Raw genomic sequence first — 13,025 nt, 5'->3', positions numbered from 1 at the left:
CAGTCATTCCAATCTCAACACCAATTGGGCAAACTGCACCTCTATGGTATCATCGATACCCTCTATTAAGGAATCCAAACCAGTATTTGAAACCAATAATTGTCCGGTTGCACTTATCAGGCAGGACATACTTACTCCTTGTTCTATATGGGTAATGGTTGCTTTAAATTGTGATTTAAAGGATTTCCCTTGATAAGTAACATCTATCAGCCAATTAAAGTTGATAGGGTCGTGCCGTTTTGATAAAAAATCCTGTGATGGAATAGTGCCAGTAAACCGAAGTATTAAAGGGTCTTCCCGCTGTTCTAAAAGGGCATTGATTTTAGGACTATATGTTGATAAAGTCTTAAGGTCGAGTACACCATTGACCACTTTGGAATCATAATCAAGATATAGTGCCAATTTATGGCTTTCTGCCTTGATGGGTTTATCATCAACCAAAGTCATCATCATAATATGACCTTCTTCAGTTGTATAAACTTTTTGGGCATTTACCTTATAATAACTAACCAACAAGATTATTAAAAAACAATGTTTAATATTCATAATGCGCATCTTTACTTGTATAATTTAAAAAAGCAGCTTCTACTTTTGCTTTTAATACTATTAATCATTTTGCTTTAAAAAGCATCATAAAAGCTGCCTGCTATTAATTAAGTTTTCACTTAACTTATTTAAATAAAAAATTTCGCTCATTCCTATAACGATTTACCGCTACTTGTTATCTATATCCTTTTCTCGTTTACCGAAATAATAAATTAGCGCAACACTTGCACCTAATAAGCCAAACAGAGTGTTCTCAAAAATTTGATTCCCATTGATATTTAAAATTTCAATGAAATTATTTATTAAATATTGCCATCAATTGATTTCGTAATTCTGGCTGCTAAACGTGAAAATTGTTATCCCAAAAGGTTGAAGGATAAAAACACCTATGGCAAACCCAATTAAAATGGTAATAAGAATGCTTTTTTTATTCATCGTCTGTCTTTTACGGAAGTAAGCTTACTGGCTCTCAATCCAATTTTTGGCATCTTCCTTTTGGTCTATATTGAAATACTTAATATCGGCATTGGTAAAAGGCTTCATAAATTGGGTTATCCAATTCTGCCATTTTTTATCTCCTACCATTGCTATTTTTTCATAGTCCGTGGCGTGGGCTGTGTCCATTTTTAGGTCTTCCCATAAACCAGGTAAATCCCAACCTGTAAAGTTGACCATCTCAAAATACCACCGGACTTTCATTCCTTTGTCCAGTATGGCGTGGATAAGTGGATGGATTTTTTCTATATCTTCTTTTCTCAATTTGCCCGAAGCTTTTGTTGCAACAATATTTTTTTCTTTTAATTCGATTATCTGTAACATTTTATATAGTTTTTAATTAATAATTATCCTTCTAAATCGTAAAACCATTCTTCCGCCCTTATGATGCCTTCTGATAAAGCTTCTTTTGCTGAAATATCTTTTTTTTCAATTAGTTCTTTTGCTATGGACAGGGCTTTTTCTCGTACAATAGGATTTAAGGTATCTAGGTCAGTTTTAAAATCTTCAAACATCCAGTCCATAGCTTCATTTTAATGGTTAAAAAGTTCCTTTTCTTTTTCAGGGTCTATTTCATCTTTTGACTTTTTGTCCAAAAAATAATCAAGCACAATACCCACGATAACAGCACCTACGAACGCTGAATAAACCTGCCAATTAAATTGGATTATCAATGATAGACTTATAAGTATCGCCAAAATGGGTAAAATCGGCACTCGTCCTATAGCCAAAGGAACTTTAAATGGTCGTTCTTGCTCTGGTGCTTTAAACCGAAGCACGATAAGTGCGACATTTACGGCAACAAAAACAAGTAAAGCGCCTAAAGAAGACATACCTGCTACAATCTTAATATCGCCCAACAATAAAAATCCCGCAACTGCTGCCATAACTACAATAGTAGTAACCCACGGTACTTTCTGTGCATTGGTTTTGGTCATAAACTTTGGAAGTTCTCCGACACTGGCCATTCCAAAAAGCAGCCTACTTATGGATATGATACCACTAAAAGCAGCATTAGCCGTAGCAAAAAGTGCAGCGATAGCCAATACCACAGGCAACCAATTGTTGAGATTGGAAGCTGCAAGAGAAAGTGGCGAATCCACGTTTGCCAAAGCGGAAGGGTCTGCAATATTCAAAACCGTAAAAGCAATAAATAAATAAATTATTGTAGTTATTACCATAGTCATTAAAAATGCACGGGGAATTGTTTTCCCTGGGTTCTTAACTTCCGAACCCAAAGCTGCCATATGTTCAAAACCAGTATAGATAAAGAACAGTGTAGCTGTGGCCGCCAAAGTTCCAGAAATCGATTCAATTTTAAAAAATTCTGCTTTGGGTGGACCAGTTTCCAAAAGTCCAAATACTATCAATAATAACAATCCCAAAAGTTGAATGCTGACCATAATAATATTTGCTGTCGACGATTTTGTGATGCCTGTAATACTAATTAATGACAACACCAATAAAATGCCATAACTTATTAGAAGAGAGGGCATATTAAAAAACGTATTGAAATACCCCGAAAAGGCAAGTAACACGGCTGCAATGGTGGCCGAACTATGAAACGCAATCGTCCAACCCGTGAGAAAAGACGGAATATCAATTTTTGGAAATGCCTTGCGTACAAAAATAAATTCCGCACCAGCATTGGGATAGGTAGAGGACAACTCTGCATAGGACATTGCAGAGACACTAGCCGCAATTGCTGCAAAAATAAAACTCAACCAAAGGTCTGTGCCCGCTTGTCCAGCAGCTGCACCAATCACGGTATAGATTCCTGCACCCACAATCGTGCCAACGCCATAAAAGGTAAGTCGAAGCGTACCCAAAGATTTTTTTAGTTCTGCCATATTTTTTAGTTAAAGAGGGTGGAAAAAACCTGAACTGGACCATTGGGCGCAAAGGTTCAAGGTTCAAGTACTCCCACCTGTTATTTTTTCCTGCATTTTTCACATATTCCTTTCAATACAAGGTTCACATCGTTCACTTCATAATCGTCTGGCAAGCTCTCTTCCGATATTTTATTTGGTAAACAGATTGTTTTCCTACAATCGGTACAATGAAAGTGCATATGTAAATCTGTACCGTATTTACCTTTGGCGTTTTCATCAGAAATCGCATATTTTGCCACTCCGACCCCATCATTAATCTGATGAATCAACCCTTTATCCTCAAAAATCTTGAGATTGCGATAAAAGGTCGTTCTGTTTGCTGTTTTATTGGTTTCGCTCTTTTGAACAAAGGCCTTTTTCAAATCGGAAAAGGACACGGCACTTTGTTTCCTTTTTAGGAACTTGTATATCTTCGACCTCATTTTAGTAGGTCGAATCCCGTGATATGATAGTATCTTTTCCGTTTTGGTCATTTTAACCTTTTCAAAAGCAACCCTTTTTTATTAAATTTATTTTTTATAAGCCAAAAGCCTTAACGCATTAAAAACCACAAGTAACGTTGAGCCTTCGTGGATGACCACTGCAATACCGATATTGGCCCAACCCATAATGGTCGATGGTATGAGCAATGCCACAATACCGAGGCTTACCCAAAGGTTTTGCTTAATAATGGTTTTTGCCTTCCTGCTCAAACCTATGGCAAAGGGCAGGGTTTCCAGTTTATCGGCCATTAGGGCAATGTCAGCTGTTTCCAATGCTACATCACTGCCCGCAGCACCCATTGCGATTCCTACGGTGCTGTTTGCCATTGCAGGGGCATCGTTCACACCGTCGCCTACCATTGCGACTTTGGATTCCTGTTCTTTTAATTTTTTAATGGCATCAACCTTTTCCTCTGGCAACAGGCTTCCCCAGGCATCGGTCAACCCAATTTCTTTAGCAACGGCATCGGCAACCTTTTGATTATCCCCGGTTAGCATTATCATCCGTTTGATGCCGATTTCCTTTAATTTTTTCAGTGTTTCCTTGGCCGCTTCCCGTGGGGTATCCATCAGGGCGATGATACCGATATATTCTTTGTTCCTTCTTATGAGCATTGTGGTATTTCCACCACCTTCAAGTTCTTTTACTTTATTCGATATTTCTTCGGGTGGTTTTGCTTCATCGAGGTCTTCGTACAAGTCAAGGTTTCCAATATAGATTTTATCCTTGCCCAAAGAAGCTTTGATACCTTTTCCAAGAACAGCTTCCAAATCGGTCGCATCGGGTATTGAAGTGCCTTCCAGACGTTCTTTTCCATCCCTTACAACGGCTTTTGCCAAAGGGTGGTCGCTCAAATTTTCAACAGCTACGGCTATTTTTATAAGTTCATTTTCTTCTATATCCCCAAGTGGAACAACTTGGGTAAGTTTAGGCTTTCCTTCGGTAAGCGTGCCTGTTTTGTCAAAAGCAAGGGCGGTCAATTCGCCCAAGTCTTCCAGAGGTCGCCCACCTTTAATAAGTACACCGCCCCGTGCTGCCCGTGCCACACCGCTCAATACGGCGCTTGGTGTTGAAATGGCCAATGCACAGGGACTTGCTGCGACCAATACCGCCATCGCCCTATAAAAGCTGGCACTAAATGGCTCGTCGATGACCAAAAAGGCAAAGAGTAGGATACCCACCAATATCAGTACGGATGGTACAAAGTATTTTTCAAACTTGTCGGTCAACAGTTGGGTTGGGGATTTCTGGGTCTGTGCCTCGTTGACCAATTTGACCAGTCGGGACAGCGTAGAGTCTTTGGCTTCTTTGATTACCTTTATTTCCAGCGTGTTATTACCGTTGATAGTTCCGGCGAACACGCGGTTTTCATCATTTATATCATCATCTGCGGAATAGTCCCTGCTCGTATCTTCCACGGGAATTTTGTCCACGGGTACACTTTCCCCGGTAATAGGTGCCTGGTTGACGCTGCTTTTTCCATTGACCACGACGCCATCTGCGGATATTTTACTATTGGGCTTGACCACTATAATATCGCCAATACTCAATTCCTCAATTCCAACTTCTTCGGTCTTGCCATCTTTTTTGAGCAATGCCGTTTTTGGTGCTAAATCTGCCAGTGCCGCAATGGACTTTCGGGCCTTTTCCATTGCATAATGTTCAAGGGCGTGACCCAAACTAAACAGGAACAGCAACAAGGCACCTTCTGCCCATTCTCCCAAAATGGCTGCCCCAATGGCTGCAACAAGCATTAAGAAGTCAATTTCAAAACCGCCTTTGGCGACGGTCTGTACTGCTTCCTTGGCCGTAAAGAAACCACCGAAAAAGTAAGCACCAATATATAAAGTAAGACTGACCCAATCTGGGATGGATTCTACATAGGAAAGTCCGAAACCTATTCCGAGAAGTGCCCCACAGATAATGGAAAAAATGAGCTCCGTATTTTTACCGAAAATACCACCGTGGGCGTGATCTTCTCCTTCATCGTGGGTCTCGCCCTCTGTGGAAGTTTGTTCTTTAGTATCTTCCTTCTTTGAACGCTCCTGTTTTTTGGATGCTTTGGTGTAATCATTTTCGTTTGAAGAACTCCGCTGAATCTGAAGCTCTTCTTTTTCAATTTGTTTACTTATTTCATCAAAATTCGTTTGCTTTTTATCAAATTCAAGTCGTACCATTCCAGAGCCTGAAACGGAAACTTCCAAAACTCCATTGATTGTCAAAAGGCTTTTCTCTATGGAACGAGCCTGCCTTGTGTGTCTGATTCCTTTAACTTCAATGAGCAAATGCCCGTATTTTTCGGTAATCTCGGCACCAGTACTTTCGGCGAGGGATTGAATGCGGTCAATGGAAATGATATCTGGGTCATAATGAAAACAGAGCTGCGGCACATCATCTCCGTTTGCATCGGCAATGTGCACTTTTTCGATGCCCTCTTTAGCTTGTAGTTTTTGAATAAGCCTTTCAACACAAGAATCTTTTTCGTTAGGAACTTGCGGAAGGATGACCGGTATTTTTAGTTGTAGTTTTTCCATTTTTTATTTTTATTTTATCCACTCTTTGGCATCGTCTTTTTCTTCGGTCTTATAAAATTTTATATGAGCTTCTGAAAAAGGAAGCAATACCTCGGTAAATTGCTCCTGCCATTTAACGCTACCCACCAAAGCAACACGCTTTAAATGCTTTTCATTCGGAAGGTCTAATTCAATTCCCTTCCAATGTGCCTCTGCTGTCCAACCTTCAAAATTTTCCATCTCGATGTACCAGAAAACTTCCGGATGGGCAGTTATATGTTCTGTTAAGACTGGTATCAAGTTTTCATAATCCTTGGCATCCAGCTTTTTCTCTGCCACCATATATACAGTAGCTTCTTTTTTATAGATTGACATCATTACTCACTATTTATAAATGATAATTAAATTTAAAAACCAAACGTTTAATCCTAATTGCCACTGCATTTTTCGCAAATGCCCTTTACCACCAAGTTGATATCCTCGGTAATATAACCATCAGGTAAGTTGATGTGAGGGATTTTATGCTCTGTTAAACAGACCGTTTCATTACAATTGTTGCAATGAAAGTGCAAATGAAGGTCGTTGCCGACCTCGCATTCACAATTTTCTTCGCAAAGGGCGTATTTTATAACTCCCGTACCATCCTCGATTTGATGCACAATACCTTTTTCTTCAAACGCTTTCATAGTCCTAAATAGGGTACTTCTTTCACTGACCTTAAAATCCTTTTCCAAGTCGCCAAGGCTGATGGCCACATTCAACTCTGCCAACCGCTTATATGTCATAAGGCGCATAGCTGTAGGTCGTATTCCTTTGCTTTCTAAAAATTGAACTATTTTTTCCATTTGTTTAAAAAGAGATTTACAGGTCGTGCCGTTTTAAGGAATCTCCTGTTTTAATCTGAAAGGCATCTTCAATATTTGCTATATAAATAATACCATCTCCAGGCCCGTCGGTTTTGGCGTTGGCTATAATTGTTTCAATGGCCGCTTGGGCTTCCTCATTTTGACAGACCAATTCCAATTTTACCACAGGACTATCTGTTACGTGAAAATCTAGCGACGGTCTTGCACCTTTTGCCTTGAATGCGCCCGTGCCTTCTGCTTGTGAAAGGGTCATACTTTCAAATCCATTGTCAGAAAGTGCTTCAATGACTCTTTGGATTCGGTTTGGTTTTATAAATGCTTTTATTTCTTTCATCTGTTGATATTTATTTGTTTTTTAATGGTCATATGTAATTCCCCAATCAACATTGTGGTTGGTATCCACATTGTTATAGCTCATTTCATATTTTTAAATTTTTAATCGATTTTGAACCGAGCCTGTTTTTTAATTTTTAACTAACTAATTAAGACGATAAACAAACTCGGAATCAAAATCTTTGATTGTTATTGAATTAATGTCCGTGTTCCAGTTCGCCCTTGACCATTTCCGAAGACAGGTTATAAGCTCCGTTTATCACGACTTTGGCATCCTTTGAAACTTCGGCAGGCAGGTTGACTTCAACAAAGCCTAAATCAGTAATACCAACCGTTACGGGTATCATTTTAAATTTCATTTTGTCCGCTTCCATTTCTTCATCTTCATCCAAAATAAAAATAAAGGATTGCTCGCCTTCTTTTATAATGGCAGCTTCCGGTACGGCAAAACCCTTTTTCTCGCCTTGCACTATTCGCCCTTCCACATACATACCCGGCAATAGGTTTTTATCCTTGTTTTCAATATCTGCCAGAACTTCCAAAGCTTTTGGGTCTGTATTGAAGGTTTTACCAACAGACCGAACGGTTGCTTTAAGCAGTTCATCTGGACGAGAGGCCGTGGAAAAATATATCTGTTGCCCTTGCTTGATTTGCTTTATGTCCTTCTCATATACTTTGAAGTTGACATAAATTTTTGAGTTGTCGCTTATCGAGAACATTTTGGATTGTTGTGCCACGTAATCGCCAAGGCTAATCATTACTTCATCCACATACCCACTTATAGGCGAGGTAATGGGAACAGCGGAATATATCTGTCCTTCCGCCACTTTGTCCGGGTTAATGCTCAACAGTCTCAATTGGGACCGCAAACCATTGACGCTGGATGTTGTAGAACGAAATTTTGACTGTGCCATTTGAAATTCCTTGCCAGAAGAAACACCTTTATCATAAAGAGTCTGCTTGCGCTCAAAATCCTGTTTCAAAAAGACCAATTCATCATTTTTTTCCTGATAATCTTGTTGCATTGCAATGATATCAGGGTGTTCTATATATGCCAACACCTGTCCTTTGCTTACGTTATCTCCGGGTATTACTTTTATGGAACTCACATTTCCACCAACAAAAGGACTTATGTTCGCCTTGTCCTGTGGGAAAAGTTCCAGCGTTCCTGTTACCTTAATGTTGTTCCCTAAATTGCGTTCCTCCAAAAGTTTCATTTCCAAACCTATGGTTTCGGCCTGTTGCTTTGTGAGTTCCACAACGCCTTCTTCCTCGCTGTGACCTTCTTCTTCTCCTTCACTGTGGCCTTCCTCGCCGTGTGCATCTTCTCCAGCTTCATTGGTTTTTGATACGCCTTCGGCTTCGTTATGCCCAAGTTCAGATTTTGGGGCATCATTACAACTCATAAACATAAGTGTAAATAATACGGTACTTACTAATAGTATATTCTTCATTTCTCTTTTTTTAAGGTTATAAATTGCCCAATTGATATTGCATATCAATGGTCTGCTGGTTAAACTGATTGATGTATTGTAAATGGTTTTGTTTAATGCGGATGGCACTATTGAGAATCGTGATGTAATTGACGTAATCTATTTCGCCTTCTTTAGATGCCAATTGTGCGGTGGTAATTTGTTCTTCTGCCAAGAGTAGTGCGCCTTCTTCGTAATATTGCAAAATCTTCTTTGTTTTTTCAAGGGATTTGGTCAATTGCGACACACGACTTTCCGTGACCGCCTTTTGTTCCAAATATTGATTCTCTGCTACCATTGCGTCTGCCTTGGCTGCCTTGACCCTCGACTTCTGGGGAAAAAACCATAACGGAATGCTAATACCTGCCTGATAGGTGTTGAAGCCTGACACTTCATCCACAACCTGTCTGCCATACGATAAGCTGAATTTCGGTAGGAATTGTGATTTCTCAACGCCCACGTTTGCTTTACTTACTTCGGCATTTTGCAAGGCATATTGCAACATTGGGTTATTCGCTACCGAAGTGGAATCTAATGTCGCCATAAAATCCAATGTTTTGTATGGTTCACTAATCGTTTCAATGGATTCATCCGTTCCCAAATATTGTTTTAAGGCACGTTTGGCTATTTCAATATCATCAAAGGCTTGTTGCCTTAATACTTGAATCTGTTGAAATTCGGAAGAGGCTGAAATAAATTCCAATTTGCCTGTTTCTCCCGTATCATACCGAAGTTGGGCAGCGGTCTTAAAATTGGCATAAATACTGTCCAGTTGGTCTGCAAAGCGCAACTGCGCCTTATAATAATTTATTTGGTCATACGCTTGCATCACATTACGCACCAATTGTTGTTCACTGGCCACATAAAACTTTTCTCCCAAGGCAATACGCTCCTTATAAAACTTCGATTTTGAAAATCCGGATAGCAAATCAATATTGCCCTGTTGCACACCAACGGTTGTTTGTACTCCAGGAAGATTATTACCATATTCTTCTTTGCCTGTGAAAACTTGGGTGCTACCAAGGTCAAAACTCGTTCCCTTTAGTGCTTTTTCCCGTTCAATAAAAGCTTGGCTCTCTTTAAGGGATGGATAATTCTGTTTTGCCAGAGCAATGGCCTCATCAATGGTCAATGTCTTTGGAATTGTACCATCTTGATTAATGTCTTGGGCAAACGCAGTTCCAGAAGCCATCAAACCTCCAACCATCAATAATACAGTTACAATGTTCGTTGATTTGTTGACATAGCTTACACCTCCATCAGAATTCTTTCGTTCCTTTCTCGATTCGAGCCAATAGTATAATACTGGAAGGACCACAAGCGTTAAGAACGTTGCTGTTATCAACCCACCAATAACCACCGTTGCCAATGGTCGCTGCACTTCTGCACCGCCAGAGGTAGAAATCGCCATTGGGATAAAGCCCATTATGGCCGCCGTTGCCGTAAGCAAAATTGGACGTAAGCGTTCGTGCGTTGCCTCGTATATTCGTTTTTTTAAGTCTGTCATTCCACTGTCTTTTAGTTCATTGAATTTGTTTATCAGTACAAGACCGTTTAAAACGGCTACTCCAAAGAGCACAATAAAACCGACTCCGGCAGAAATACTAAAAGGCATTCCCCTTATCCAAAGGGCAAACACGCCACCAATGGCTGCTAAAGGCACTGCCATATAAATCATTAAGGACTGTGAAAACGAGCTCAAGGCAAAATAGAGTAATATAAATATTAGGAAAAGTGCAATAGGCACTACAATCATCAATCGGTCTGAAGCACGTTGCAAGTTTTCAAACGATCCTCCGTAGGTTACAAAATAACCTGGTGGCAGTTTCACGTCCGTTTCCAATTTTTGTTGAATTTCCTCGACCATCGATTTTACATCGCGCCCACGAACATTGACCCCAACCGAAATACGACGAGAGGTATTGTCCCTTGAAATCTGCATTGGTCCTGGCTTATAGCTGATATCTGCAACCTCCTTTAAAGGCACTTGCGCTCCGTTTGGCAGGTCGATATAAAGATTTTTAAGACTGTTGATGTCCTGTCTAAATTCCTTTGCCAAGCGGATTACTACATCGAACCGTTTTTCGCCTTCAAAAATCACACTTGCCTGTTCTCCCGAAAATGAAGCACTCACATAATCATTCAATTTGTCAACGGTTACACCGTATTGTGCCATTTTCGCACGGTTATATACCACCGTCATTTGTGGTAAACCGCTTGTTGCTTCCACATTAAGGTCAGCCGCTCCGGGAACGGTTCTGATGACCGCAGCGATTTCCTGTACCTTGTCTGCCAACACGCCCAAATCTTCTCCGTACAATTTAATTGCCACGTCCTCACGAACACCTGTAAGCAATTCATTAAAACGAAGTTCTACAGGTTGCGTAAACACGAAATTTACGCCGGGAACTACTGATATTTTTTCTTGTATTTTTTCTATGAGTTCTTCTTTGCTATCTGCGGAAGTCCATTTGCTTTTATCTTTCTCCAGAATAATGTAACTATCGGCAATGTCCATAGGCATCGGGTCTGTTGGGATTTCGGCTACTCCGATTCTTGAAACTACCGTTTTAACTTCTGGAAATTCATTGATTAAATTTTGAAGTTTTTTTGAAGCCTCAATAGACTCTGTAAGACTGCTCCCCGGTTTTATCAAAGCTTGGAACGCAATATCTCCCTCATCAAATTTAGGTATGAATTCGCCACCCATATTGCTGAAAATAAACCCTGCAATCAGTAATAGAGCAACTGCGCCAATCACGACACCAGCCCGAAAGCGCAGTGCGAAATTGAGCAAAGGAAGGTAAGCTCGATTTAGGCCCGCCATTATTTTATCACTGAACCTATCTATCTTGTTTTCAAATTTGGCAAACCAACTATTCTGATTTTTAGTAGGTTTAAGGAACATTGCAGAAATCATTGGGACGTAAGTAAGACAAAGGATAATTGCTCCTAAAACGGCAAATCCAAACGTAAACGCCATTGGACGGAACATTTTTCCTTCTACACCCGTCAAAAAGAGAATCGGTGTAAATACAATAAGGATAATAAGCTGTCCGAAAAACGCCGAATTCATCATCGTACTTGCCGATTCATAGGCTATTTCATCCATTTCAGCTTGGTTGATGGCGGTTGTGGTTTTTTTCATCCGTTGATGAATGTGGAATACCATTCCTTCCACAATGATTACCGCACCATCCACGATGATCCCAAAATCGATAGCTCCCAAGGACATTAAATTTGCCCACACACCGAATTGTTTCATTAAAATAAATGCGAACAATAATGATAAAGGGATTACCGATGCTGTAATTAATCCGCCACGGAAACTCCCCAAAAGCAAAACCAAAACAAAAATCACAATGAGGGAACCTTCTATTAGGTTTTTTTCAACCGTAGAAGTGGTTCTGTCAATGAGGTCACTTCGGCTTAAAAATGGTGCTATATAAACGCCTTCCGGTAGGGATTTTTGAATTTCTACAATACGCTTCTCCACATTTTCAATCACGTCGCCTGGGCTTTCGCCTTTCAGCATTAAAATTTGTCCACCAACAGTTTCGTGTCCATCTTGGGTAAACGCACCATAACGCACTTGATTACCATAGCCTACTTTTTCGGCGACATCACGTATTAAAACCGGGCTTCCATTTTGTGTGGTTACAACTGTATTTTCCAAATCGGCAATACTTCGTGCCAGCCCTTCGCCACGGATAAAATTGGCTTGGTGGTTTTTTTCAATGTAAGCACCACCAGTATTGGCATTGTTGACTTTCAAGGCTTCAAAGACCTGGTTCATTGTAATACCGAAACTTTTCAGCTTATTAGGATTTATTGCAACTTCATACTGTTTTACATAACCTCCAAAAGCATTGACCTCGACCACTCCGGGGACTAATGCCATTTGACGTTTTACAATCCAATCTTGGATGGTACGAAGCTCCATTGCATCGTATTTATCTTCGTAGCCTTCCTTTACTTTTAGGCTGTATTGGTAGATTTCGCCCAAACCTGTGGTAATTGGGGCCATAAATGGCGTGCCGAAGCCTTCGGGGATTTCTCCGGCAACTTCGGTTAATTTCTCTTGCACTAATTGCCGGGGAAGATATGTGCCTGCCTCGTCCTTAAATACAATGGTAACCACGGACAGCCCAAAACGAGACACCGAACGCAGCTCAATAACATCAGGAAGATTGGCCATTGCCAATTCTACCGGATAGGTAACAAATTGCTCAATATCTTCAGTACCTAAATTTGGGGCAACTGTAATAACCTGTACTTGGTTGTTGGTAATATCGGGTACAGAACCCAGATTTATAGTGGCCATAGACCAAATGCCCGTACCTACAAGTGCCACTATAAAGAGCCCAATAATAAACTTGTTATTAATGGAAAATGAAATGATTTTGTTAATCATAGAAAAAGTAT

Annotated in this window: 11 protein-coding genes; all 11 read right to left on the bottom strand. The window is 40.2% G+C overall.

Going from position 1 to position 13,025, the window contains the following annotated elements; translation table 11 throughout:
- Window positions 1-3 precede the first annotated feature (3 nt).
- The 11 genes from ES675_RS06875 to ES675_RS06830 all read right to left on the bottom strand — a co-directional run bounded on the left by ES675_RS06875 (window position 4) and on the right by ES675_RS06830 (window position 13,014).
- A complete protein-coding gene (locus ES675_RS06875) occupies window positions 4-546 on the bottom strand; it encodes a hypothetical protein (protein ID WP_027126741.1) in 543 nt (180 codons plus the stop codon).
- Window positions 547-1,005: 459 nt separating this feature from the next.
- Window positions 1,006-1,365, bottom strand: a complete 360-nt coding sequence (locus tag ES675_RS06870; RefSeq protein ID WP_027126742.1) for a SpoIIAA family protein — start codon at window positions 1,363-1,365, stop codon at window positions 1,006-1,008.
- A 23-nt stretch (window positions 1,366-1,388) separates the two neighbouring features.
- Complete coding sequence (locus ES675_RS16405; protein ID WP_164674149.1) at window positions 1,389-1,565, bottom strand: hypothetical protein; 177 nt, start codon at window positions 1,563-1,565, stop codon at window positions 1,389-1,391.
- 9 nt (window positions 1,566-1,574) lie between these two features.
- Window positions 1,575-2,891 carry an APC family permease gene (locus ES675_RS06865; protein ID WP_027126743.1) on the bottom strand — a complete coding sequence of 439 codons (1,317 nt, stop codon included), beginning with the start codon at window positions 2,889-2,891 and terminating at the stop codon, window positions 1,575-1,577.
- 80 nt (window positions 2,892-2,971) lie between these two features.
- Complete coding sequence (locus tag ES675_RS06860; protein ID WP_026753622.1) at window positions 2,972-3,406, bottom strand: Fur family transcriptional regulator; 435 nt, start codon at window positions 3,404-3,406, stop codon at window positions 2,972-2,974.
- Between the two features lie 36 nt (window positions 3,407-3,442).
- Window positions 3,443-5,950, bottom strand: a complete 2,508-nt coding sequence (locus ES675_RS06855; protein ID WP_044403645.1) for a heavy metal translocating P-type ATPase — start codon at window positions 5,948-5,950, stop codon at window positions 3,443-3,445.
- Window positions 5,951-5,959: 9 nt separating this feature from the next.
- Entirely contained in the window at window positions 5,960-6,307 is a 348-nt protein-coding gene (locus ES675_RS06850) for a SpoIIAA family protein (RefSeq protein WP_028281653.1), read from the bottom strand.
- A 50-nt stretch (window positions 6,308-6,357) separates the two neighbouring features.
- Window positions 6,358-6,774, bottom strand: a complete 417-nt coding sequence (locus ES675_RS06845; RefSeq protein WP_026775391.1) for a Fur family transcriptional regulator — start codon at window positions 6,772-6,774, stop codon at window positions 6,358-6,360.
- Between the two features lie 16 nt (window positions 6,775-6,790).
- Complete coding sequence (locus ES675_RS06840) at window positions 6,791-7,129, bottom strand: P-II family nitrogen regulator (protein ID WP_026775392.1); 339 nt, start codon at window positions 7,127-7,129, stop codon at window positions 6,791-6,793.
- A gap of 196 nt (window positions 7,130-7,325) precedes the next feature.
- Entirely contained in the window at window positions 7,326-8,582 is a 1,257-nt protein-coding gene (locus ES675_RS06835) for an efflux RND transporter periplasmic adaptor subunit (protein ID WP_026775393.1), read from the bottom strand.
- A gap of 16 nt (window positions 8,583-8,598) precedes the next feature.
- Window positions 8,599-13,014: a CusA/CzcA family heavy metal efflux RND transporter gene (locus ES675_RS06830; RefSeq protein ID WP_066249882.1), complete on the bottom strand. Its 4,416-nt coding sequence runs from the start codon at window positions 13,012-13,014 to the stop codon at window positions 8,599-8,601.
- Window positions 13,015-13,025: the final 11 nt, after the last annotated feature.

This window comes from Algorimicrobium algoritergicola (assembly GCF_008086165.1).
In the GTDB taxonomy this organism is placed as follows: Bacteria; Bacteroidota; Bacteroidia; order Flavobacteriales; family Flavobacteriaceae; genus Algorimicrobium; species Algorimicrobium algoritergicola.
Note: the sequence above shows the minus strand (reverse complement) of the source record. Positions and strands in the feature narration are given on the sequence as shown.